24 protein-coding genes are annotated in these 25,713 nt (G+C 38.1%); 12 read left to right on the top strand and 12 right to left on the bottom strand.

Going from position 1 to position 25,713, the window contains the following annotated elements; translation table 11 throughout:
* Positions 1-8: 8 nt before the first annotated feature.
* The 3 genes from B9T24_RS00305 to B9T24_RS00315 form a co-directional block, all read right to left on the bottom strand.
* Positions 9-2,948, bottom strand: a complete 2,940-nt coding sequence (locus B9T24_RS00305; protein WP_086163982.1) for an insulinase family protein — start codon at positions 2,946-2,948, stop codon at positions 9-11.
* A 179-nt stretch (positions 2,949-3,127) separates the two neighbouring features.
* Positions 3,128-3,895, bottom strand: coding sequence for a hypothetical protein (locus B9T24_RS00310; protein ID WP_086163983.1), 768 nt, complete (start codon positions 3,893-3,895; stop codon positions 3,128-3,130).
* Between the two features lie 337 nt (positions 3,896-4,232).
* Positions 4,233-4,682 (bottom strand): GNAT family N-acetyltransferase, encoded by a 450-nt coding sequence (locus B9T24_RS00315; protein WP_086163984.1) that lies wholly within the window; start codon positions 4,680-4,682, stop codon positions 4,233-4,235.
* A 137-nt stretch (positions 4,683-4,819) separates the two neighbouring features.
* Here B9T24_RS00315 and B9T24_RS00320 point away from each other — a divergent pair, with 137 nt between their 5' ends.
* The 3 genes from B9T24_RS00320 to B9T24_RS00330 are packed head-to-tail and all read left to right on the top strand — an operon-like array spanning position 4,820 to position 6,786.
* Positions 4,820-5,824 carry an adenosine kinase gene (locus B9T24_RS00320; protein ID WP_086163985.1) on the top strand — a complete coding sequence of 335 codons (1,005 nt, stop codon included), beginning with the start codon at positions 4,820-4,822 and terminating at the stop codon, positions 5,822-5,824.
* 14 nt (positions 5,825-5,838) lie between these two features.
* Positions 5,839-6,150, top strand: coding sequence for a Rieske (2Fe-2S) protein (locus tag B9T24_RS00325; RefSeq protein WP_167356295.1), 312 nt, complete (start codon positions 5,839-5,841; stop codon positions 6,148-6,150).
* An 18-nt stretch (positions 6,151-6,168) separates the two neighbouring features.
* Positions 6,169-6,786: an OB-fold-containig protein gene (locus B9T24_RS00330; protein ID WP_086163987.1), complete on the top strand. Its 618-nt coding sequence runs from the start codon at positions 6,169-6,171 to the stop codon at positions 6,784-6,786.
* 148 nt (positions 6,787-6,934) lie between these two features.
* Here the strand turns inward: B9T24_RS00330 and B9T24_RS00335 are convergent, their stop codons facing one another.
* Positions 6,935-7,405 (bottom strand): DUF6231 family protein, encoded by a 471-nt coding sequence (locus B9T24_RS00335; RefSeq protein ID WP_086163988.1) that lies wholly within the window; start codon positions 7,403-7,405, stop codon positions 6,935-6,937.
* A gap of 31 nt (positions 7,406-7,436) precedes the next feature.
* Between B9T24_RS00335 and B9T24_RS00340 the strand changes: the two genes are divergently transcribed.
* Positions 7,437-8,309 (top strand): DUF2797 domain-containing protein, encoded by an 873-nt coding sequence (locus B9T24_RS00340; RefSeq protein ID WP_086163989.1) that lies wholly within the window; start codon positions 7,437-7,439, stop codon positions 8,307-8,309.
* Between the two features lie 60 nt (positions 8,310-8,369).
* On the opposite strand, the gene B9T24_RS00345 is transcribed toward B9T24_RS00340, so the two are convergent.
* From B9T24_RS00345 to B9T24_RS00355, 3 genes are all read right to left on the bottom strand, one after another.
* Entirely contained in the window at positions 8,370-10,238 is a 1,869-nt protein-coding gene (locus tag B9T24_RS00345; RefSeq protein ID WP_086163990.1) for a SurA N-terminal domain-containing protein, read from the bottom strand.
* A 133-nt stretch (positions 10,239-10,371) separates the two neighbouring features.
* Complete coding sequence (locus B9T24_RS00350) at positions 10,372-10,644, bottom strand: HU family DNA-binding protein (protein WP_004651791.1); 273 nt, start codon at positions 10,642-10,644, stop codon at positions 10,372-10,374.
* A gap of 158 nt (positions 10,645-10,802) precedes the next feature.
* Positions 10,803-11,270: a phasin family protein gene (locus tag B9T24_RS00355; protein ID WP_416224338.1), complete on the bottom strand. Its 468-nt coding sequence runs from the start codon at positions 11,268-11,270 to the stop codon at positions 10,803-10,805.
* 191 nt (positions 11,271-11,461) lie between these two features.
* Between B9T24_RS00355 and B9T24_RS00360 the strand changes: the two genes are divergently transcribed.
* The 8 genes from B9T24_RS00360 (at position 11,462) to fdx (ending at position 17,622) form a co-directional block, all read left to right on the top strand.
* Entirely contained in the window at positions 11,462-12,109 is a 648-nt protein-coding gene (locus B9T24_RS00360) for a hypothetical protein (RefSeq protein ID WP_086163991.1), read from the top strand.
* 112 nt (positions 12,110-12,221) lie between these two features.
* Positions 12,222-12,695, top strand: coding sequence for an Rrf2 family transcriptional regulator (locus B9T24_RS00365; RefSeq protein ID WP_004651787.1), 474 nt, complete (start codon positions 12,222-12,224; stop codon positions 12,693-12,695).
* Position 12,696: 1 nt separating this feature from the next.
* On the top strand, positions 12,697-13,914 hold the full coding sequence (locus B9T24_RS00370) for an IscS subfamily cysteine desulfurase (protein ID WP_086163992.1): 1,218 nt from the start codon (positions 12,697-12,699) through the stop codon (positions 13,912-13,914).
* Positions 13,915-14,000: 86 nt separating this feature from the next.
* Positions 14,001-14,387: a Fe-S cluster assembly scaffold IscU gene (gene iscU, locus B9T24_RS00375; RefSeq protein WP_004651785.1), complete on the top strand. Its 387-nt coding sequence runs from the start codon at positions 14,001-14,003 to the stop codon at positions 14,385-14,387.
* A 37-nt stretch (positions 14,388-14,424) separates the two neighbouring features.
* Positions 14,425-14,745 carry an iron-sulfur cluster assembly protein IscA gene (iscA, locus tag B9T24_RS00380; protein WP_004651784.1) on the top strand — a complete coding sequence of 107 codons (321 nt, stop codon included), beginning with the start codon at positions 14,425-14,427 and terminating at the stop codon, positions 14,743-14,745.
* A 108-nt stretch (positions 14,746-14,853) separates the two neighbouring features.
* Positions 14,854-15,369, top strand: a complete 516-nt coding sequence (gene hscB / locus B9T24_RS00385) for a Fe-S protein assembly co-chaperone HscB (protein WP_086163993.1) — start codon at positions 14,854-14,856, stop codon at positions 15,367-15,369.
* 38 nt (positions 15,370-15,407) lie between these two features.
* Positions 15,408-17,270, top strand: coding sequence for a Fe-S protein assembly chaperone HscA (gene hscA, locus B9T24_RS00390; protein ID WP_086163994.1), 1,863 nt, complete (start codon positions 15,408-15,410; stop codon positions 17,268-17,270).
* 13 nt (positions 17,271-17,283) lie between these two features.
* Positions 17,284-17,622 carry an ISC system 2Fe-2S type ferredoxin gene (gene fdx / locus B9T24_RS00395; RefSeq protein WP_074944718.1) on the top strand — a complete coding sequence of 113 codons (339 nt, stop codon included), beginning with the start codon at positions 17,284-17,286 and terminating at the stop codon, positions 17,620-17,622.
* Positions 17,623-17,697: 75 nt separating this feature from the next.
* On the opposite strand, the gene B9T24_RS00400 is transcribed toward fdx, so the two are convergent.
* From B9T24_RS00400 to aspA, 5 genes are all read right to left on the bottom strand, one after another.
* Complete coding sequence (locus tag B9T24_RS00400; RefSeq protein ID WP_086163995.1) at positions 17,698-19,158, bottom strand: adenylate/guanylate cyclase domain-containing protein; 1,461 nt, start codon at positions 19,156-19,158, stop codon at positions 17,698-17,700.
* A 63-nt stretch (positions 19,159-19,221) separates the two neighbouring features.
* Positions 19,222-19,656, bottom strand: coding sequence for an HIT domain-containing protein (locus tag B9T24_RS00405; protein WP_086163996.1), 435 nt, complete (start codon positions 19,654-19,656; stop codon positions 19,222-19,224).
* Between the two features lie 233 nt (positions 19,657-19,889).
* Positions 19,890-23,348, bottom strand: a complete 3,459-nt coding sequence (mfd, locus tag B9T24_RS00410; protein WP_086163997.1) for a transcription-repair coupling factor — start codon at positions 23,346-23,348, stop codon at positions 19,890-19,892.
* 144 nt (positions 23,349-23,492) lie between these two features.
* On the bottom strand, positions 23,493-23,846 hold the full coding sequence (locus B9T24_RS00415) for a hypothetical protein (RefSeq protein WP_086163998.1): 354 nt from the start codon (positions 23,844-23,846) through the stop codon (positions 23,493-23,495).
* 179 nt (positions 23,847-24,025) lie between these two features.
* Positions 24,026-25,474, bottom strand: coding sequence for an aspartate ammonia-lyase (aspA, locus tag B9T24_RS00420; protein ID WP_086163999.1), 1,449 nt, complete (start codon positions 25,472-25,474; stop codon positions 24,026-24,028).
* Between the last annotated feature and the right edge of the window lie 239 nt (positions 25,475-25,713).

Here is a 25,713-nt window from a genome sequence, read left to right on the forward strand (position 1 = left end):
TATTATTTTTAATTTACTTGTTTAATGTCAAAACCTAATTCTAACAAGGTATCACGTTTAGCCACGGGTGCAACAACTGCTCTCACAGGTGTTTGCTGAACAAGATAGTGTTGCGCCACGCGTTTCAAATCATCCAAACTGACTGCAAGCAAACGTGCACGCAATTGCTTTCTTACCGCTGGTGTACGTGCATGCAATAAAGCATAACAAGCACTAATCGCTTCACCCGCAGGAGAACCAGGTTTATCCATGCTCGCAATTAAGCCTAAAATCGCTTCTTCTAGCTGATGAGGTTGATGTTCGGTATTCAACAACCAAACAATACTTGCTTCAAAGTCTTTAAATGTTTCTGCCAAACGCGGATCACGATAACTATAAAAACGGAATGAACAAGCATTGCCATCGTAGCTTGCACCACCACCGTAAGCGCCACCTTTTTCACGAATAGCACTATGCAAGAAACCATTGCGTAAGTAAGCAGCCAATACCATTAGAGGTGCTGCATCAGGATGAGAAACTTCGACAGCAGGATAAGCTAAAGCGCAGAATTGAACATTGGCTTGAATTAACCAAGCCTCATCTTTCGTACTATTTTCCGTGCTAATTGTTGACAATTCCACAGGAGTTTTATCTACAGCTAACTTATCCCAAACAACTTGAATTTCTTCAACTAGAGCATCAGATTGATGTTCTTCAGACACCAATAGAAATTGCTTTGGTGCTTGCAAGAGTAGACGGTGAATTGCTTTTAGTTCCACAATTAAAGCATCATAAGCCGCTTCATCATTTTCAATTTTAGCAACCAAGTCACCTAACCAATTCAGCGCGCCTAAGCCCGTATTTTGATAATCACGTTGCGCTAAAGCACCACAGTTACGTGATGCAATCTGCATTGCATAACTATGACCTGAACCTGACAAACGCGACTGCCAATGGGTTTTACGTTGTTGTAATAATTCAATAATGCGGTCTTTTTCATCAAAACGGAGTTGTTCAAATGCCAACTTCAATAAACGAATGGCTTCAAAATTATTCACCAACGATTTCGTCGTGAGCGTTAACCATGCACTAATTTTGTTTTTGTCATCCACTTTTGAGCGTAAAGATGCACCCATCCCCACACCACCGCTGACCGCGGTTTGCAGTTGTTGTAACTCGAGATAATCATATTCTCCAGCACCCACTTCACCCAATAACACCGACAGCAAAGTAAAATATGGCGACTGTACAACCTCGTCAGGAATTTTAACGGTCACTTGCTGGTAGTAAATACCATTGGTTCCTGCATGGTACAAATTCAGTGGCGTATCTAAACCATTGCTGATAATTTCACGCAATTGACCTTGTACAATATGCAAATCAGCAGGCACATCTTCTAGCCCTACTTTTGGTAACAAGTTCAGGTCATCAGGTGTATCTTGACGTACTTTTAACGCTTCTGTTTGCGCAATAATTTCAGCCTTTTGTTCTTCAGTCAGTTTGCCACCAATTTCAGCCAAACGTGCTTTTTCTGCTTCGGCTTCAGCGGCTGACTTGTTGGCATCTGGCACCAAAGTCATTTGTACGCGATGCGAATTATCAATCAGATAGATTTTAATCAGATTCGACAACCACATTGGATCTTTAAGTTCTTCTTTAACTTGCTCAATCGCGCTGTCAACATCCCAAACATGAATGGGGTCACTGTGATGAATCACACTGCTTAAACCATTTAAAATCAGGCTTAAACCATACGGCATACCATCGCCATTGATTTCACGTTGATGCAATTCAATTTGATGTAAAATTGCATCCACCATATCGGTGTCGACAGGTTTTGATGCAACATCTTCAAGAATCTTAAACACACCGTTTTTAAATTCTTCAGCATGTTCTGGATTTGAACCTTGCACACCACAGAAAAATGTCATTTCAAAGTTTGAATCATCTACACCCATAATCGGGCCAGTAGATTGTGCATAATCACACGTTTCTAAATAATGACGTAATGGCGAAGCTGAATCTTCCAGCAAAATACCTTCAACCAAACGCATACCTAAGCGCAATTTAATATCACTAGCTTCAGGTAATAACCATGAAATGATGTGATAGGTTTTATCAGTTAAATCTTCAGCATCAACGGCATAGGTTTCTGTCACTTCAATAGGCGCAGCTAAACGTGTTTCAGGTGTTGAATACAGTGTTTGACCTTGTTCAAATTTAGACAGGGCCAAAGTTTCAAACTGTTCTTGTAAGTGGTAGGCAGATTCATCACCAAAGGTCATAAATACAGCATTACTTGGATGATAATGCGACTTATAGAAATCAACCAACTCTGAATAGGTTAAATCTGGAATATCTTTAGGATCACCACCTGAGTTGTAATGATACGTAGTTTTAGGGAATAAATGATGTGCCAATTGATGATAAAGCTGATCTGAAGGAGAGCTCATTGCCCCTTTCATTTCATTAAAAACCACACCTTTATATACAGGTTGACCTTCTTCTAACTCAATACGAATACCTTCTTGAGCAAAATCAAGTTCATTTAAATTTGCGGCAAATGCAGCGTCTAAATAAACTTCTAACAAGTTTTGAAAGTCTTTTTTATTTTGTGTTGCAAATGGATACGCTGTCCAATCGGCTGAAGTAAACGCATTCATAAAAGTATTCAGTGAACGACGAATCATCAAGAAAAATGGGTCACGCACTGGAAATTTTTCCGAACCACACAATGCAGTATGTTCCAAAATATGCGCTGCACCTTTTGAATCCATGGGCTGGGTACGAAATGCGACTAAAAATACATTTTCATCAAGGTCACTTGCCAAATGATAATGCGTTGCGCCCGTCACTTTGTGTTTATATTCAGAAATAAAAACGTCTAAGGCTTCAACATGGTGTTGACGTATCAACTGAAACGCAGGATGAACAGTTTGAGTAATGGTTTCAGTAACATCTACAGTCATGTGATCTCCAAATCAGATACAACTTTATAAGTTATTCCGATTATACCTGAATCTTTCATGACTATGGATTGGTGCAAACACTAATTTCCGTGTATTTCAGTATAGATTTTTTATTCTCCTAAGTTCGTTGTCAACATTTTTAATTTTTGGTTAAAAAATAATGCAATATGCCCTAAAGATTAAATATTTTTCATCGTTGGTCGATAAGCACAATAAATACATATCACGATTGCAATCAAAATTGCCGCAGAGGCACCAAAGCGACTTAAATCCAAACCACCAGAAGCCAGCGGTTTATCCAAAAAATCGCCAACAACTGCACCTAAGGGACGGGTCAAAATAAAAGCACTCCAAAACAACACTATTCGAGAAATTCGACTCAAAAAATACAATCCAGCAATCAATGCAATGAGACCGACATACAAAACAATACCACCGCTATAACCCAAACCCGCGGTATCTGCCGACCAATCTCCCAAAGCCGTTCCCAGTGTTTGTGAAAAGGTAATGGTCAACCAATAGAAAATTTCTGCACGAGGGTAATTCACACTATGCGGGGAAATACTGCCTTCCGATTTATACCAAACCAAAAGAGAAAGGAGCACAAAACTTAGTAACAACGTACTGCCACCGATATAACCAATCCCTAAAGAGCGATCAACAAAATCGGCCATAGTTGTACCCACTGTGGTACTGGCAATAATGGTGAACCAATATAAATAAGGTCGATATGCTTTTGCACTCACCTGAAAATAGAGCAGTAAAATGAAGAGCACAGCAAAAATAGCCGTGCTCATTAAATACCCCCAATTCAGTGACATAGATACAGCGTCACCCGCTGTTTCACCAAAAGTTGTGGCAAATATTTTCGTGACCCAAAAGAGCGCTGTTATTTCTGGCACTTTGGATTTGGATAAGGAAGAGGCAAAACTTTGTGGCTGGTTCATCAGCTAGACTCAACAACAATCTTTACGGATATGTTCAAGCCAAGTACTTAATTCAATATTAAAATTGGTATAATTCCCGATATAATTTTTTGCATCATTTAAGCTTTTAAATCAAGGGTATTACCCACAAAAACCACTTAAATGATTTGAACCACGCTTATTTTTTCACAAAATAAAAAAATTAAATTTTTTAAATACTGATTTTTTTGATTTTATCAATTTAAAAAAGATATTGCGTTAATTAAAATTTCAAACAAAATCGACAACAGCCATTATTATGACGCTACCCAGTATAAAAGCCAAGCTAAGCAGCATCATAATCTAAAGCCATCCAATACTAGAGTAAATATTTGAAATAACTATAATTCGGGTGATTTTCCACAAAAACATAATTTTGCTTCTGGTAAAAATGAGCCGCAGATTTAGTATCTGTATTTAAGCAAAGTGCTGAAAAATTTTCCCGAGCATTTTTTTCCAAATGTTGTAACAACTGCTTACCTACACCATGCTTACGGTATTTGGGCAATACATAAAAACGACGTACGCGACCAATTCTGTTATCAATTTCGTTTTCATTCCACTGCTGATTTAGCCCCCCACAAGCAATCAGCTTTTCATCGTCATAAACAAAAAGAAGAAATTCCCCTGGTTGATTGAACCTATTTTTTCCACTTTCATACTCTTCAATCAATCGATCAACAAACTGAAATCCTTCTTTCTGTGCTTGCTTCGCCAATTCCTGAATTTGTGTTGGTAATTGTTCAGCTTTATCAATCGTGATATTCATCTAACCTTCCTCATCCTTTCCTATATTGCATTTTGACCGAATAAATGCGCCACATCTTGAATTTTATTCATCAATCTACAGCTATCATGAGCATTGGTGTAAACTTAGCGCTTTAATTTAAAGTGTGAATGAAAAACATGGCAACTGTTGATCTTTTTGCAATTGGTAATGCATTAATTGACCAAGAATTTAAAGTCTCTGATGACTTCCTTATTCAACAAAATTTGCAAAAAGGCACTATGCAGTTGACTGATGGTGAAACACAAGCAAATTTATATAATAATTTAAAAGAAACACAAATCTACAAAGGTCAAGCATCTGGTGGTTCTGCTGCAAATACGACCGTTGCTTTTAGTGCTTTAGGCAGCAAAGCATTTTACGGCTGCCGTGTGGGCAATGATGAATTAGGTCGTATTTACTTAAAAGGTCTAAATGAAGCTGGCATCCAAACCACCGAACATTCTGTAAGTGAAGGTGAAACCGGTACTTGTATGGTATTGGTCAGCCCAGATTCTGAACGTACCATGCACACTTACCTTGGTATTACTGCGGAACTGAGTGCAGATCAAATCAATTTTGAACCGTTAAAAACAGCGAAATGGCTTTATATTGAAGGTTATTTATCGACCAGCAGTTCTGCCTGCCTTGCTGTAAAACAAGCTCGTCAAATTGCCAAAGCACATGGGGTTAAAATTGCATTAACCCTGTCTGATCCCGCAATGGTGCAATATGCACGTCAAGGTTTAGATGAGCTATTAGATGATGGTGTAGATTTGATTTTCTGCAATCAACAAGAAGCAATGATGTATACAGAAACCGATTCTGTAGAGGCAGCACTTACTCAATTGCAATTAAAAAGCAAATACACTGTCATTACATTATCCGCAGAAGGTGCTTTAATTTCTGATTCAGAACAAACACTTAAAGTTTCTGGTCGTACTGTAACCGCTGTCGATGCAAATGGTGCTGGTGATGCGTTTGCTGGCGCATTCCTTTATGCATTAAATGCAGGTTTAAGTCTTCAAATGGCTGCTGAATTGGCGATTCTAATTTCAAGTGAAGTTGTTTCACAGTTCGGCCCACGCCTTAGTGTTGAAAGCTATGCGGAACTATTAAACAACTTCCAAAAGGAATGTGCATAATGATGAGAATTGCCATGACGGAAGAAATTCCTGAACGCGAAGCACGTGCTTTTGACACAGATGATGGTAGAACCATTTTTATCACTCAACGTGATGGGGCTTACTATGCTTACAATAATCTTTGCCCTCACCTACAAACTGAATTGGAATTTTTAGAAAATCAGTTTTTAGATCAAGACGGTGAATATATTCAATGCTCAACCCATGGTGCGCTTTTTTTGGTTGAAACAGGTGAATGTATTTCTGGCCCTTGCTTAGGTCAATCACTTGAAAAAGTAACAATCAACGTGCATTCTGATGGTGGAATTTACCTCACGGAAGAATAAAATCAATGGAATTTGACCATGCTTGAATTTTTGCAGAACTATAACTTAATCCCCTTTCATTTAAGTTTATTGGCTTTAATTTTGCTCAGCATGGTCGAAACCATCGGCTATTACTTTAATATTCGTCCCACTCAATATCTAAAAAGTCTATCCCCAAAAAAACTCTCTGAATCACCGCTCCTTAATGTTAAGTTCTCTAAAACACTAATTGTGGTGTTCTTATTGATGAACTTTAGCTTTTCAGGCTATTTCCTTCAACTTTGTGTTTATGCTCAGCAACAAAAATTTCTTCCTGCTTATTACTTAATTCTTCCAGCACTGATTATTGCAATTTTCTTTACAGTTTTTATGATTCATTGCCTAGATCAAGTGATTAAACCAGTAGAAACAAAACAACAAGTCAGTTTACTCGGACGACTCGCAACGATTTCCAGTGGCAATGCACGCCCAGGCTTCTCAGCACAAGCACGTGTTCGTGATGAATTTGGTCAACTACATTATGTACAAGTTGAGCCAGAATTTGGTGAGCTCGAATTTCAATCTCAGATCATTTTAATTCGTTTAAAAAAATCACACTATATTGCCAAGAAAACATCCAAACCCAATAGCCTATTTACCACAGGAAATCACCATTAAGATTTCCACCAGAAGCGTGCTGAGTACTTAAATTGATCATCGTATTGTCCTGCATAGAAGTGCAATAAAGGAATACGATACTTTCAAATCAACAAATAAAAACAAAGTGTTAAAACTTACAATCATAAAAACTGTATCAACAAATTACTTACCAACGGAATTTATTCCAATTTTCAGGATTAGCCCAAAATTTGGAATTAAACCAATCGGGTACATGTTTATACGTCAGTATATTAAATTGCCATAAAGCAAAATCACGATCATGCAGAGTTTTATCAATCAATTGAGTAAAGCCTAAAGAACGCAGTAATTTCTCATCTTGTAGCTGACTAACCACAACAATTCGTTTTGCCATCAAATCTCTCAATCTTACAAGTAATTGTGATTTTTGAATATTTGAAATAGCCAATAACTCTTGAGAGTCAAGCAATACAAAACCCACGTCATATCGCTGGGTAAAAGGCAGATTTAAAAATTCAGTTACGCTAAAATGGTGCCATTGAATTGATTGATTATTGTCGTATTGCTCAAGATTTTGACCAATGCACAATGCAGTTTGAATCGGCTGTTCTTTGAATAAATCGTCTAGCATTGAAGTGATGACATTTTGTTCAGCCATAACTGCATCCTTATTATTAAGAGAGTTTTCCATGGAACTACAAGGCATTTGCCATAAAATGCATGCAGGTTTAAAGGACCTTAGTGTAACTGATCAACAGACACGTAAGGCAAATGTAGAGTATAAATTCGTTCTAGATCGTTCAGAAGTTAACCTTCCATTTCGTTTAGGTCAAGAAATTGAAATTGAATGGACAGGTAATATCTACTGTGTTTCTTGCGGAAGTAAAACACCAAAATCATATTCACAAGGTCACTGTTTCAAGTGTTTTAAAACTAAAGCTTCATGCGATATGTGCATTATGAAGCCAGAGACTTGTCACTATCATTTAGGTACTTGTCGTGAAGATAGTTTTGCCCATGAGGTCTGCTTCCAACCGCATATTGTATACCTTGCCAATTCTAGTGCGCTCAAAGTAGGTATCACACGACTTGGACAAATGCCAACACGCTGGTTGGATCAGGGTGCAACACAAGCATTGCCTATTATGAAAGTAGGTTCACGCCGCTTATCTGGTCAACTTGAAATTATGTTTGGAACACAAGTGGCTGATAAAACTGATTGGCGCAAATTACTCAAAGGTGAAGCTGCCCCCCTAAATCTACTAGAAGCTCGCGAGCAATTGGTAGCCGAATTTGCACCAAAAATTCAAATGATTCGTGATGAATTTAGTCAAAACCTTGAATTCAATGAAACCGTTGAACTGATGGAAAATGAACTTCCGCATGAGTTTATCTATCCTGTAGAGCAGTATCCTGAAAAAGTAAAATCTCATAATCTAGACAAAACACCAATTATTCGTGGTGTCTTGCAAGGTATTAAAGGTCAATATTTAATTTTAGATACTGGGGTGATTAATATTCGTAAATACTCAGGTTATCAACTTAAGCTGCGCGCCGAATAAAACTTTATCCCATCCATTAAAAAAACCTGCGTTTACGCAGGTTTTTTATTTCAGCAAAAATTATTTAATTTTTGCTTTTGATTTTAAATATTGAGTGTAATCATCCAATTCTTGTTGCCCACGAAGTTGTTGGTACAACTTAGACAATTCATTCAATTGTTCATCCGTTAACGCACTTGATGTGGTCTTATTCACATCAGAGACAGCCACAACAACCAACTCATTTGGCAATGATGCCGTTGCCACTGACCACATACCTGCTTTTGGTGCTGGCACACTAAATGCTGCACGTTCAACTTCACGTTTCAAGCCTTGTGAACGTGTAAAAATGCCAGCACTTTCAAATGCAATTTTACTTTGTGCTACAACAGTTGCCGCAGGTTGTGATTTAAAACTATTCAATGACGCTTGGATTTTTGCTTTCGCAGCATCAGTTGCTTTTTGTTCAATGAGTTTAGCTTTTATACGTGGAGTCGCTTCAGCCAAACTTTGTACACCAGCAGCATGATAATTGCGTACTTTCACCCAAACAGTATCACCGTTACCTAACTGAATACTGCTTGAAGCATTACGATCACCATTTTTCACATCATCATTAAACAATTTAACTTTTACATTGGCATCGCTCAGTACTGCATGTTGTGTAGATAATGTCATGCCCTTCACAGATTGAACTGTCACACCCTTAACCTCTTGTGCAACAACATCGAGTGCATCACTTCCCACCACCAACTCATTCAGACTATTTACCGTATCTGCAAAAACATTGGCAGATTTGTTCTTTTGCAACTCTGCCATCAAACGTGGTTTTTCAGCTTCAAATGAAGGGAGCTTAACCACAGCGGCTTGTGTTTCAATTAAATGATAACCATATTGGGTTTTAATTGGTTCTGATACTTGAGCTGATTTTAAAGCAGCCACTGCTTGATCAAATGCATCACCAAATACACCTTTTTCATATGCTTCAATCACGCCACCCTTGGCTTTAGACTCAGTATCATCTGAATATTGCGCAGCTGCTTGAGCAAAAGTCATCCCTGCTTTAATTTTCGCAGCCACCTCATTTGCCAGTTTCTTCGCTTCAGCATCTGAACGAGTGTCCGCAGCAATTAAGATATGTTTTACCACAGGTTTAATATTTTTCTTTTGTGCATCCACAAATGTGGCATAGGCTTGCTGCAATTCAGCATCTGTGACTTGAGTATTCGCTGGTGCAACATTTGCAGGTGTCAATACAACATAATCCACATCTACACTGGCAACTTGCTTAAATGAGTCTTTATGTTTGTCGTAATAAGTTGCTATCTCTTGAGGGGTAACTTTTATATTTTTCTTATATTCATCAAGCTTAATACTGGCCAAATGCAAAGTACGTTGTTCAGTTTGCAAATTCGCAATTTGTTGAATATCAAGTTTACTCACCAATGCATAATCCATAAATGTTGAAGTCAACATTTTTAAAGCATGGTCTTGACGTAAATTCACAATTAAAGCTTGACTGGTCATACCGACTGAACGCAAATAATTTGAATACAAGGTTTCAGAAAATTTACCGTTTTCTTGAAAGCTCGGTTGTTGAGCAACCATTTGTTCAATCTGCGCATCACTTAATGAAATACCCAATTTTTCTGCTTGTTGTAATAACAAGGTACGAGCAACAAGGCTATCCATTGCTTTATTTTGAATATAGGATTGATTCAATAAAGTTTCGTCGCCATTAGCATAAGCCAAGTACTGTTCTTTAAATGTTTTGGTCAGTGCTTCTAACTCTTTCTTAGAAATTTCTTGGCCATTGACTAATTTTGCTGAGTCTTCTGACTTCCCACCACTAAAATATCCTTCAATACCTACAAGTGCTAAAGGGGTCAAAAACAAAATGAGCAGAACTTTGCCCAACCAACCCTTAATAACTTTACGAAAAGATTCCATAAGTATTCCAATATTTTATTTGTCAGGGATTTTACCCGAAAACCCACAACGAATGAATGAGTTCAAACTGTAAATCGGCATTATTAATAAAAAAACGCGCCTTATTCGGCGCGTTTATCGGCTTTAGAAAAGATTAAGCTACAGAATCTTTCAAACCTTTACCAGCTTTAAAGCTAGGCACTTTACTTGCTTTAATTTCTAAAGCTGCACCCGTTTGTGGGTTACGACCAGTACGCGCTGCACGTTCTTTAACGTTGAATGTACCAAAACCAACAAGTGTAACAGTATCACCAGATTTAAGCGCTTCAGTAATAGAAGCAATTGTCGCATCTAAGGCTTTACCTGCATCAGTCTTAGACAATCCCCCTTTCTCTGCAATTGCATCGATTAATTCTGATTTATTCATGAAGATTACGTCCTCTTAATATCGTTTATTTAAGGTCTAAGGATTCCATGACATCTTTATAGCAATGCTTTGGGGCAAAAGGCAATACTATCGATCTGCATTTCTGCAAAATAAATGTGAAAAAAATTGTTGAAAAATGAAGAAAAAGTAAAATTGTTTCATTTTTTTACAATTCGCTCTTTTAAAAGTTTATTTTCTTCAACCAAAAAATCAACCTTACTATGTAACTGTAATATGAGACTTTCTAAGTACTGAATATCTTTTACTGTGACTAAACCAATTCGGTTTAGTGAATGATTAACACTTTGATCAAGTAACTTTTCGACTTTATCTTTGGTATCGGTAACCGAGTCTTTTGCTTTCTCCGACACTTTTTCAACCGTTTGATCAGCAATTTCCGTCGTTTTCGATTCTAACTCTTCACCGACCTTGACTAAGGAGTCAAATAATTTATTTCCCTCTTCCTCAGCACGTGAAAAAGCACCCAATCCAGCAAGCCAAATTTGCTGGGTATATTTACGAAAATCCAGACTCGACTTACGACCTGAACGTAGCTTATTCTTTGTTTTATCGGAATTTTCCTGTTTTTCTTGATCAACATTTTGATCTTTTATTTGTTTATCCATTTTCCCCATTCTCCCGATTATTTTTTATACCGCTTAATATATTTACCCATAAAATAGCCTCATAATAGCAAACTAAACACTTGATCGATTTGCTAAACTGTTCTACAAAGCAAGATTATTATGTATTTGATTAAAGTCCTGAAGTATTTTTACAAGCTAGGATGCTCTATTTCAGGGAAGGATTAAGTTTTATGAGTGAATCGCAACAAAGTCAAAATCAACCACATTTGTTGCTTACAATGACGATGATTGTTTTGGAAACAATTTTCACCTTCATTTTGAAACATGATCGTGTCGTCGGTTTACAAGCTAAAAAGTTTATAGAGCAAAAAGTTTCCATCAAAATTAATAGTTATTTACCTTATTTTGATTTTTATGTTCAATTTACTGAACATGGCATTTTGTTTGACACCAAAGCGCCAGAGCAAGTTGTAGATCTTGATATCCGTACCACGCTAATGGACTTAATTAAAGTCTTTGTTTTGGCGAATCGCCGCAGTATTAAAAAAATGCGGATTGATGGTGATATCACTTTAAAAGATGAATTTCGCGATTTAGCTTTATTGTTTAGTGTGCCAAAAGTTTTATCTGACTGGAAACAATGGTTAACCGAACCAACTGATGAACAAGATATCATTTCCTCAAAAAAACGTATTGCACCCCTATTAGAAAAAATTGACCAACAACGCTCAACCATTAATAGTTTACATGTGGAAGTCAAACAATATAAGAACCGTATTCGTCGTCTGGAGCAAAAACAGAAAAGAACCAACATTGCATTTATTGTAACCACCATGCTTTTAATTGCATTATTAGTGTATAATTTATGGCTTGCATAAATATATAATTTTTCTTATAAAACAAAACAAATTAAAGCCTCATAAAAAACTTGACTATTTTAGTCAGGATTCTTAAAATCGACACATCTAGTCTTAACATGTGTATCGAATCATGCGTCTTACTACTCGCGGTCGCTACGCAGTGACTGCTCTACTTGATTTAGCTTTGCAGCCAACCGAACAAACGATCACGCTTGCTGAAATTGCAGCCCGTCAAACTATTTCTGTGGCTTATCTTGAGCAGTTATTTGCGAAATTAAAGCGTCACGGCTTAGTTTCTAGTGTTCGTGGTGCCAACGGTGGTTACCACCTCGCTCGTAGCGCTGAAGAAATCACTGTGTTAGAAATTATTGAAGCTGTAAACGAAACAGTTGACGCAACACGTTGTGACCATAAAGGTAACTGCCAAAATGGTGCAATGTGCTTAACTCATGATTTATGGCAAGAACTCTCCCACCACATCGCCGATTATTTAGCAAAAATCACACTGGCAGACCTTGTAGCAAGAGACAACGTGCAAACCGTTGCGATTCGCCAAAATACACCATCATTTGATTCAGCCCTTTTATCGGTTACAGGTATTTGACATGAAACGTCCGATTTATCTTGATTATGCAGCAACAACTCCTGTAGACCCTCAAGTCGCAGAACGTATGATGGAATGCCTAACTTTCGACGGTATTTTCGGTAATGCAGCATCTCGTTCCCATGCTTACGGTTGGCAGGCAGAAGAAAAAGTCGAATATGCACGTGAACAAGTCGCTAATTTAATTAAAGCCGACCCACGTGAAATCGTGTGGACTTCAGGTGCAACTGAATCCGACAACCTTGCATTAAAAGGTGTTGCTCAATTTTATGCCTCTAAAGGCAAACACATCATTACCAGTAAAATTGAACATAAAGCAATTTTAGACACTTGTCGTGAACTTGAAGCAGAAGGCTTTGAAATCACCTATCTTGAGCCAGAGCCAAAGACGGGTTTAATCACAGCTGAAATGGTGAAAGCAGCCATTCGTCCAGATACCGTGCTTGTTTCACTCATGATGGTCAACAACGAAATTGGTACTGTAACTGATGTAGCCGCAATTGGCGAAATCACACGTGCAAATAAAACTTATTTCCATGTCGATGCTGCTCAAGCTGCGGGTAAAGTTGAAATTGATCTTTCAACCATGAAAGTTGATTTGATGAGTTTTTCAGCACATAAAATTTATGGCCCTAAAGGCATGGGCGCACTTTTTGTACGTCGTAGCCCACGTGTCCGCCTAAAAGCTCAAATGCACGGTGGTGGTCATGAGCGTGGTATGCGTTCAGGTACATTGGCAACGCATCAAATTGTCGGCATGGGTGAAGCATTTGAACTTGCAGGCAAAAACCTAGAGTCTGAACAAAAACGTATTCGTGTATTACGTGACAAACTTTGGAACGGCTTACAAGGTTTAGAACAAGTGTTCTTAAACGGTCATCCTGAATACAATGTTGCAAACTACTTAAACGTAAGTTTTAACTTTGTGGAAGGTGAATCATTGATGATGGCATTGAAAGATGCTGCTGTTTCATCTGGTTCTGCATGCACATCTGCAACACTTGAACCTTCTTATGTGCTTCGTGCATTAGGTTTGTCTGATGAACTTGCGCACAGTTCGATTCGTTTCAGCTTCGGTACATATACGACTGAAGAAGACATCGACCATGTCCTTGAAATCACCAAAGCAGCTGTAGATAAATTACGTGATCTTTCTCCTCTTTGGGATATGTACAAAGAAGGTATCGATCTCTCTACAGTAGAATGGGCTGAACACTAATTTATTCATGGCATCGCATGGAAATTCCATGCAGATGCCCTCATATTAAATCTTATTAGGCTGACCCCGAGTTTTGGAGACGCATCATGGCTTATAGTGAAAAAGTAATTGATCATTACGAAAACCCTCGTAATGTTGGCGTTTTAGACAAAAATGCTGAAAATGTTGGTACAGGTATGGTCGGTGCACCCGCTTGTGGTGATGTTATGCGCCTTCAAATCCAAGTGGATGACAATGGTGTGATTGAACAAGCACGTTTCAAAACCTATGGTTGCGGATCTGCTATTGCTTCAAGTTCGCTTGTCACTGAATGGCTTAAAGGTAAAACTTTAGACCAAGCGCAAGCAATCAAAAACATTGATATTGCCACTGAACTTGCGCTTCCTCCAGTGAAAGTACACTGCTCTGTACTTGCTGAAGATGCAATTAAAGCTGCTGTTGAAGACTACCGCAGCAAAAAAGCTAAAGCTTAATTATTTTAAGTTTTGAATAAGGAATAATGGAGTTTTCATGATTCATTTAACTGAAAATGCTGCAACTCATATCAGCAATTACTTAGAAAATCGCGGTAAGGGTGAAGGCATTCGCGTTGGCGTGAAAACTTCAGGCTGTTCTGGTTTGGCTTATGTACTCGAATTCGTAGACGAAGTTGATACACATGATCAAGTTTTTGAACAGTTTGGCGTTAAAGTTTTCGTTGACCCTAAAAGCAGTGTCTATTTAGAAGGTTTAGAAATGGACTATGTAAAAAATGGTCTAAACGAAGGCTTCGAATTTAACAACCCCAATAAAAAAGGTGAATGTGGTTGTGGTGAATCTTTCACTGTTTAATCAACCTCTTATATTCTCTTTTTAAGCATTAAAACAGTGTACAATACACTGTTTTAATTGCATTTAATTTTCAATTATTTTATAGAACTTTCGCGGATCAAATCTCCCATGAATCATTTTGAGTTGTTCAATCTTCCAGTAGAACTCGATATTGATTTAGCCGTTTTAAAAAATGAATTTTTAAAATTGCAGCAACAATATCACCCAGATAAAGCCGAAGATAAAGATCAAGCGCTCATTAAATCTAGCGAGATCAATCAAGCTTTTAAAGTTCTATCTCAAGTTGATAGTCGTGCGGGATATCTGCTTTCGTTAAAAAAACAAGATCACCTCCTTGATCAATCCATCAGCGATTTTGAATTCTTACAATCTGCACTAGAAATTCGTGAACAGCTTGATGAAGCCCACTCGGCTGACGATTTAATTTCACTTAAAGAAGAAGTCCAACAATGGATTGACAGCTTAGTGCGTGAATTTAAAATTGACTATACTGAAGAAGATTGGGCTGAAGCGCGCGATACAGTGCGAAAATTACGCTTTTTTCAAAAAGTCATGGCTGATATTAACAAAGCTGAAGATCGTTTTTTAGATGATGACTCTTTCGATCTTGATGATGATTTTTAATTTATTTTTACTTTTAGACGTTCAAAGGATGTAACACAATGGCTCTCTTGCAAATTGCAGAACCTGGTCAATCAAGTGCGCCCCATGAACACCGTATTGCTATTGGTATCGACTTAGGTACTACGCACTCTTTAGTGGCTACGGTTCTATCAGGCAAAGCCAAAGTTCTTAACGATGAACAAGGTCGCGTGTTACTCCCATCGATTGTGCACTATGCGGATCAAGCAACTCAATATGGTGATGAAGCAAAAGCGTTCATGATCAGTGACCCCCAAAATACCATCGTTTCTGTTAAGCGCTTTATGGGCCGCTCAAAAGCGGATATTAAATTTCAACACCCATATACACTGGTGGGTGAAGACCACCAGATGCCAGCTTTTGAAACCAATCACGGACGTAAAACACCTGTTGAAATTTCAGCTGAAATATTAAAACACTTAAAAGAACGTGCAGAATCAAGTCTACAAAACCCAATTAATGGTGCAGTGATTACTGTTCCTGCTTATTTTGATGAAGCCCAACGCCAAGCAACACGTGATGCGGCTCAATTGGCAGGTTTAAACGTTTTACGCTTACTCAATGAGCCTACTGCTGCTGCGGTCGCTTATGGTCTAGACCAAGAAAGTAACTTAGCTTCTGATCGTAACTATGTCATCTATGATTTAGGTGGTGGTACTTTTGACGTTTCTATCTTGCGTTTTACCCAAGGTGTGTTCGAAGTTCTCGCAACAGGTGGTCATACTGCACTGGGTGGCGATGATTTAGACCGTTTAATTGTTAAATGGGCTAAAAAACAACTCAATATTGAAACTTTAGATAATTCAGAACATGTGCATCTTATCGTTGCTGCACGCAAGGCCAAAGAAGCATTAACGGATGCCGAGTCGGTAGAGCTTCATGCCTTAGATCAAGTTTTAACTTTAGATCGTGCAACATTTGAAGACATTATTAAAGTTGCTTTAGACAAAACCATTAGTGTCTGTAAACGTGTAATGCGTGATGCCAAACTTGAACTAAATGACATTCAAAATGTGGTTTTAGTGGGCGGTTCTACTCGCTCTTATGCGGTACAAAAAGCAGTTCGTGACGTATTTAATCAAGAACCACTGTGCACAATTAATCCTGATGAAGTGGTCGCTATTGGCGCAGCCATTACCGCAGACCAATTGATTGGTAACAGTAAAGATGGTTCATTACTGCTTGATGTTACCCCGCTCTCTTTGGGTTTAGAGACCATGGGCGGCTTGGTTGAGCGCCTGATTTCACGCAACACCGCTATTCCAGTCGCACGTCGCCAAGAGTTTACCACCTATCAAGATGGTCAAACTGCGATGTTGATTCATGTGGTACAAGGTGAACGCGATCTGGTTGAGCACTGTCGTAGCTTAGGTCGTTTTGTCTTACATGGCATTCCACCGATGACTGCGGGTCAAGCACGCATTGAAGTCACCTTCCAAGTCGATGCCGATGGTTTACTCACCGTTTCCGCTAAAGAAACAACATCTGGTGTGCATGCACAAATTGACATTAAACCGTCTTATGGTTTATCCGATTCTGATACTGAGCGCTTATTGATTGATGGTTTTAAATTTGCTGAAGAAGATAAGAATCTTCGCCATTTACAAGAAACCAAAGTTGAAGCACAGCGTGAATTGGAAGCACTTACACAAGCCTTAAAAGTTGATGCAAACTTACTGAGTGCTGAACAATTGGTAGCTTTAGAGCAAACAAAAGTTGAACTCGAACAGCAATTATCGACAACCAACATCGAAGCTATTGAAGAAGCTGTACAACAACTTAAAATACATAGTGATGCTTTTGCTGCAGCACGCATGAATCAACATATTGATTCCGCACTTAAAGGCACTCAACTCGATGACTGGTCAAACTCACACAAATAAATAGGTAAAAATCATGCCACGTATTAAAGTTCTTCCACATGCGCAAATTTGCCCGAATGGTGCTGAGTTTGAAGTTGAACAAAATGCTAATCTTTGCGAAAGCTTATTGAAAAATGGCATTAAAATTGAACACGCTTGCGATATGTCTGCTGCATGCACAACATGTCATGTTGTAGTACGTAAAGGCTTTGACAGCTTAGATGAAATGAATGATGTTGAAGCAGACTTGCTTGATCGTGCTTGGGGCTTAGAACCTGATTCTCGTTTATCTTGCCAAGTGAAACTGGTCGATGAAGACTTAGAAATTGAAATACCTAAATATACAATCAACCATGCTTCTGAAAATCATTAATTGATTTGATAGGCAATAAAAAACCACGCTATAGCGTGGTTTTTTCTATCTAAATGCAGCACAACACACATGATTTTAGTGATATTGTTGATCTTTTTCTTCTATCACTTCATCCTCTAAATTCAATTTTACAATGCCTTGAGAATTGGTCATTTTTTGCTGTTTTTGTATGCGCTTAATCATTTTTTCTAAAACATTAAGCAGTTCTGGATATTCATAATTTTGAACTTCATCCAAATTCAACAATAAATGAAAACCCTTATACTCATAATCAAACCATCGCTGATAATCCGATTTACGTGAAGTATATTTTTCCATCACCTGCCAAGTATTTACTGGCCCTTGAATACCTTTGAGGGTAATCGGTGCTTTAGGCGCACACAAATAGTCATTTTTAATTAAATTATAGGTTTCATCAGAAATTAAAATTTCATCCACCGCAGCAGCACTTTGTAAACGCGCGGCCAAATTTGCATCACGCCCAACAATGGTATACGCCATACGATGAGCTGCACCATAATTCCCCACGTGGCAATAACCTGTACTAATTCCCATACGAATATGCAAAGCGGGATAACCCATTTTAATCCATCTTTCTCTTAGTAATTTCATTTGCTGACGCATATCAATCGCCATGTCTAAACAAGTTTTTGCATCTTGTTCAACACCTTGAGAAATAGGATCACCAAAGAAAATTAAAATGGCATCGCCCATAAATTTATCGACAGTTGCTTCATATTGCTTTGCAATTTCAGTCATATGGCTGAGATAGTCATTGAGTAAAAATGCCAAGTCATCTGGAATAAGTGTTTCAGAAAGCTCGGTAAATCCTTGAATATCTGAAAAGAAAATGGTCATTTTTTTTCGTTTATATTCAATTTTGGCTTCAGACTCACCTTTCATAATCGATTGCCACAATTGGACCGGTGCATAACGGCTAAGTTGGTTTGCAAACTCCATATAACGATTCATTTGCTCATAATAATAAGCTTTACGATCGGTAATATGCTGAATTTGACTACGCTGGTAAAAACTGCCTACGCCAAAATAAGTAATTAAGCAAATAAAACCAAGGACAGTTAACTCCCCAGTGGTTTGCTCAAAATACTCACCAAAACCAAAAATAAAAATATTGCACAAATAAAAAATGGCAATGCCAATTAAACTTGCCAGTGACACCATAAGGAATGAAATTTTATTACTGATTGCAGTATATAAAATTGCAAAAAATGAAAGAAAAGTCAGAACCAGATTTAAATGAATAGCCGACAAAAGAACTGAAATAATAACAATATCGATAATAAATAAGACACTGCGTTTTATTTTGGAATTATAACGGTATAGCAGCCAATTCGATAACTTGGGTGTAATCAGTAAAGTAAACAGTAAGAATAAAGGAACATAAATCTGATATTTGGTATCGGATGAAGTGTAGTGATAGACAATCATGAGCAAAGACAACATCACATATCCCATCAAGCGATGGAAATATTCAAATTGTCTAGGCTCTTTTCTAATCCAGTCGTCTAACGGCACTCAAGCACTCCTAGTCCGAGTATTCACACCATATATTCCTTTATGGTTTTAAATGGTTATGAATTAGTCCATACGCCAATCAAATGGCATATCACCTTGACCACGAAGTGCGAGCATTAAAGTTTGACGCATATGCGCAAGGACTTCATTGGTATAAGGAACCGCAGGTGTCCCCCAAACTGGTTTTGGCCAAGCGACATCATTTTGGTAACGCACGACATGATGAAAATGCAACTGTGGCACCATATTGCCTAAAGCTGCAACATTCATTTTGTCTGCACGGAATACACGTGCCAGTTGGCTTGATAACCAGCTAGATTCACGTAGGAATTGTTCTTGATCGGCCTGACTTAATTCATATAACTCAGTAATACCCGGTACACGCGGAATTAATATGAGCCACGGAAATTGCATATCATTCATTAAACGACATGTTGACAGTGGAAAGTCGCCTACAAAAAAAGTATCTTGAGCAAGTTGTGGATGCAAACTAAACATATCTTTATAAATTATGCAAAATTAGAATGATGGCTAATACTATCACATCCAATGAGACGTGAATATTCTATGCAATGTGTTTCATTACAAATAAACCACTATTTATATTGAGCACCTTAGCTCCTACGAATGTAGTAAATTTCTTTAAAAAATCAAGCATTTCTTGCACGATTTTTTGAAATTATGGTCAATTTTAAATATGAGTGCGTAATATTTACGCACTCACATTCTCTTTAGTGAATTTCTTTTAATAAACTGACCAACAAATCAGAAATAAATTGAATTCTTTTTTGATAATCTTCCAACATCACCATCACTTTTAAACGTTGCCCACCATCCATACGGAAAAAAGTCGGATGTTTTTGCATCATTTGAATAATGCTGATGGCTTGTACTGGAGTATCGGGAGAAAATTCAATATAACCGCCATGCGAACTGATATCGACTTTGGTCATTCCCAACTGTTCTGCTTTCAAACGAATCTGATGCACAGCAAATAATTGCTTCACTGGTTGTGGTGGCACACCAAAACGATCAATCAATTCCATGCGGATGTTATCAAGCTTATCTTGGCTATCGGTATTACTAATACGTTTATAAAATAACAAGCGTTGGTGTACATCGCCCAGATAATCATCTGGAATCAATGCTGGCATATGCAGATTAATCTCAGCGGTTAAAGAAAGTGGCGCATCAAAGTTTGGCGTTTTACCTTTTTTGATGGCTTTCGTCGCCTTCTCCAGCATTTCCATATACAAACTATAGCCTATGGCCTGCATTGAACCACTTTGTTGCTCACCCAACAGTTCACCTGCACCACGAATTTCCAAATCTTCCGTAGCAAGCATAAAGCCTGCACCTAAATTTGATGCACGCTGAATAGCATCCAGACGTTTTTCTGCATCCCCTTTTAAGCCTTTAATCGAAGGCACAAGCAAGTAAGCATAGGCTTGATGATGTGAACGACCGACACGACCACGCAATTGATGCAATTGTGCCAGACCCAATTTATCCGCACGTTCAATTAAAATGGTATTGGCATTTGGAACATCAATCCCTGTTTCAATAATGGTTGAGCACACTAAAACATTATATTCTTTGTGATAGAACTGCTGCATGACCTGCTCTAACTCACGTTCACGCATTTGTCCATGTGCCACGGCTACACGTGCTTCTGGCACCAATTGACGAATACTTTCTGCGGCACGCTCAATAGTATCGACTTCATTATGTAAAAAATAAACCTGACCGCCACGAAGTAATTCACGCAGAACGGCTTCCTTAATCGATTCACTGCTATGTTCTTGCACAAAGGTTTTTACTGCCAAACGACGCGCGGGTGGCGTGGCAATAATAGACAAATCACGCATCCCACTAAATGCCATATTTAAGGTACGCGGAATTGGCGTTGCAGTCAGTGTAAGCATATCGACATCTGCACGCATGGCTTTAATACGCTCTTTGTCACGCACACCAAAGCGATGTTCCTCATCGACAATCATTAAACCTAAGTTTTTAAATTGAATACTTTCCTGCAAAATTTTGTGTGTTCCAATCACAATATCAACTTTACCGTCAGCCAAATCTTCAGTTGTTTTCACATGTGATTTGTTGGAACCAAAACGGGATAACACTTCAATCCGAATTGGCCAATCTGCAAAACGGTCTTTAAACGATTCGTAATGTTGCTGCGCAAGCAAAGTGGTCGGCACTAAAACTGCCACTTGTTTATTGTTTTGTACCGCTAAAAATGCAGCCCGCATAGCCACTTCTGTTTTACCAAAACCGACATCACCACAGACAAGGCGATCCATGGGTTTGGCCAGTTGCATATCATGTAATGTTGCATCAATGGCATTGGCTTGATCTAAGGTTTCTTCATAGGCAAAACCACTGGCGAATTGCATATAGGGACTTTGTTCAAGTTCAAAAGCAAAACCGGGTTTAGCTTGACGACGCGCTTGAATATGTAACAGCTCAGCCGCGACATCATGTATTTGTTCTAAGGCTTTACGCTTTGCTTTATTCCAAGTATCGGTGCCTAATTTATGTAAAGGTGCTAAATCAGGATCGCCACCACTATAACGACTAATCAGATGTAAATTGGTGACAGGAACATAAACTTTAGCCGCATCAGCATAATCAAGCTGTAAAAATTCATGGTCTTGATCATCAATACTTAAGGTGACCAAACCTGCATAACGCCCCACGCCATAATCAATATGTACCACAGGCGCGCCAATACTCAGCTCCGTTAAACTACGGATGAGAAACTCTTCGGATACTTCTTGCTGACGTTTACGACGGCGTTGTACTACACGATGTTCATACAGCTGATTTTCAGAAATTACCGTGAGGTGATCAGGAATCACTAAACCACGATCCAGTGGTGCACTGGTAATGGCAATGGCATGTAATGATGCTCTAAAGTCAGCAAAATTTTCCACATTGGGGATATCCCCAAGCGTTGGTCTTAAAGCATCTTTTAAAGTTTCACGGCGACCAGCACTTTCAGCAACCAAAAGTACGGGATGATTGGCAGCATCAATATACTTTTTAACCGCTGAAAAAGGTTTTTCTTGTTTTGGATCAACAGGCAACCGTGGAGGCAATTCAGTGTTCAGATTCAGAACACCTGTTTTTTCTACAAATTCTTCTGATGAAGCAATCACTCTGGCAAAGTGGTTGAGTTGTTCTAAGACCTGATTTGGTGGTAAGAAAATCTCCTCTGGCGATAAAATAGGATGATCAACATTATGACGACGATCTTCATAACGTCGCATGACATCCTGCCAGAAGCTGCTTAATCCTTCATCTAAATACTTATCTGTAATGACAATGCCATTCTTTGGTAAGTACGCCATAAGCGTACTTTGTGTTGCCATGGCTTGTTTACTAAAGAATAAAGGGAAATAAAACTCAAGCCCGGGAGATGCAATACCCTCTAAAACATCTTGATAAACTGGATTTTTCTTTGGATTTGCAGTCGGAAAACTTTCTGCATAACGATCGCGGAAAGTCGCACGCCCTTCTTTAAGTGGAAACTCTTTGGCAGGTAATACTGAAAACTGGGTTAAGTTTTGCGTCGTTCTTTGTGTTTCAGGATCAAAAAACTTTAAACTCTCAATTTCATCATCAAATAAATCTATTCGGATAGGCGCACTTTGCCCAGACGCATAGATGTCCATAATGCTACCGCGTACAGCAAATTCACCATGATCATAAACGGTATCGACCAAATGATAGCCCGCTTGCACCAAGCGAAGTTTTTGTTGTTCTAATTCAAATTTTTGACCGACTTTAATATCAAAATGCTCACCCAACACCCACGACGTTGGTGCGACCCGTTGCACTAAGGTCGATGCAGACAAAAGCAACACACCCGATTGTGGCATATTCGATAAAATTAACAGCCGTTCTGACACAATATCTTGATGTGGCGATAAACGGTCATACGGTAAAATTTCCCAGTCTGGGAAAATAGTCGGTTTTATGCCATAAAACTCTAATTCACTTTCCAACTGCCCTAAGTGCTGATTATTTTTGGCAACAACAATAAATAATTGCTTACTTTGCGTCGCAATTTCTTTGAACAACAAAGATGCAGATGAGCCTTGTAAATTACCGACCCAGCGTTTCTCGCCTGCTTTTAATTGTTGCAGATTCAGTTGGGAAATTTCTTGTTGGAACATGTATATAGCTTTTGGTCTAAATCACATAAGCAATATATTAGCATGTGTAATTTTTCGGTTGAGTTATTTTTATATGCGACGCAATTTTTAACCCAAATCCTTTTAGAAGTTTAAGATCTCATTGACTCAAAGCCTATTTTTTCATTATTTTTCGCGCAAAAAAATTCGATAATAGTCATTTAACTTTTTAACAATCTGCTTCAGCTGCAATAAATTTTCTTCAGTATTGCCTAAACGTGCTACAAAGCGTTGATTGGCAATTTCAAGATCAATTTTTTCATTAATAATTATGGCAGTGAAATACAGTTTTTTTAAATCGTCAAAATGACTTAATTTCCGATTTGAAAAATAAGCTAAGCGTTCTGAAAGTTGATTGACCACAATACCATCGACGATATAGCCCTGCACTTGATCAAACTGGATATGCTGTTCTTTTAAAAACAGTTGTTCAGCAGATTCTTTTGAACTTTTAAACAATCCAGCGAGTTTATTCAACATAAGCATTACAAATATTAAAAATTCAACCTATTTTAACCTGAGCTGCTGTCTGTACACGACTATTTTTCATCAAAAAGGGCAGCAACTTAAGTCACTACCCTTTATCACTACTTAAATAGCTATTTAGTCGCTATTTAAGTTCAGTGGCTACTCACAGAATTAGATTTTGCATCCGAAACTTAGCTTACCTGTGCTAATGACTCATGTACTGCTGTAACTTCTGAAACCAAATTACTAAATGAGAAGATTTCATCTAGCTGCTCTTGAGTCAGTAACTCTTGCTCTAAAACCACTTGTTGAATGGTTTTATTTTCAGCAATACATTGCTTACCAATTTCATCACACTTAGCATGACCTAAAATAGGATCCAATAAAGTGACAATGCCCACACTACGCATGACTGCGTCATAACAGACTTGTTCGTTGGCTTGAATACCTTGAATACATTTATCATCTAAGCTTTTAACCGCTTGTGTGAGTAATTCAATTGACTCATTAATTGCAATAGCGATGACAGGTTCCATGACATTTAACTGTAATTGCCCTGCTTCCGCAGCCAGTGTTACCGTTAAATCATTACCAATCACTCGATATGCAATTTGGTTGACCACTTCAGGAATCACTGGATTAATTTTTGCAGGCATAATAGATGAACCTGCTTGTAATTCAGGTAAACGTATTTCAGCTAAACCCGTACGTGGGCCAGAACTTAATAGGCGTAAGTCATTACAGATTTTTGAAAGTTTAACTGCAAGGCGTTTCAGCGTACTGGATAAAATAATAAATACGCCACAGTCACTGGTCGCTTCAACATAGTCTTCTGCGCCAATTAAATTCAAGCCAGTAATTTTATTTAAAGCTTGAACGGCTTCATACGCATAGCCCTTCGGTGTATTTATGCCTGTGCCAATGGCTGTCGCACCTAAATTCACTTCTAATAAAAGCTCACGTGTACGCTGAATCAAACGGATATCTTCTTTTAATAAGGTCGCAAAAGCACGAAACTCTTGCCCCAGTGTCATTGGAACGGCATCTTGTAATTGAGTTCGCCCCATTTTTAAAACAAACTGAAATTCTGCAACCTTTATATGTAATGTATCAATCAATTTTTGGATCTGACTTAACAGATCATCCAAACTATAATAGGTCGCTAAACGTAAAGCCGTCGGATAGACATCATTGGTCGATTGCGATTTATTCACATGATCATTGGGATGAATATGTTCATATTGACCTTTCTGAAAACCTAAATGTTCTAAAGCAATATTCGCCAACACTTCATTGCTGTTCATATTAATTGATGTTCCTGCACCCCCTTGATAAACATCTAGGGGAAAAGCAGCACTCCATTTCTCTGGAAACTCGATTAATTCATTACACGCAAACTGTATGGCTTGGCTCACTTGTTCAGAAATTTTGGTAAATTTGAAATTGGTTTGTGCTGAAGCCTTTTTGACTTGCGCCAGCGCACGAATAAAATGATGATGAGTTCCTACTTTTTGATTAGAGATTTGAAAATTCTCTAAAGCACGTAAAGTATGAATACCGTAATAGCATGCTGCTGGAACTTCTTTCGCTCCTAATAAATCACGCTCTATTCTTGTATGATCGAGTTGAACCGTAGACACTTTAAATATACTCACATTTTATGCACTAGAATTGTGCAATATAAGAAACCCTAAACCTTTGCTTTATTTTGAATACAGTAAAAAGATATCTATTGAGCAATACTCAAGTACATCCACTTTGTAGCGACTGTAACAACTTGTAATATTGTTGGTTATATTCAATTTTTCTCATTAAAAATGAAACTCAGAAATCTTTTTAGACTGATTCTAAATTTACATTAATTAAATATGCCCAAAAG

This window comes from Acinetobacter sp. ANC 4654, from assembly GCF_002135425.1.
In the GTDB taxonomy this organism is placed as follows: Bacteria; Pseudomonadota; Gammaproteobacteria; order Pseudomonadales; family Moraxellaceae; genus Acinetobacter; species Acinetobacter kyonggiensis.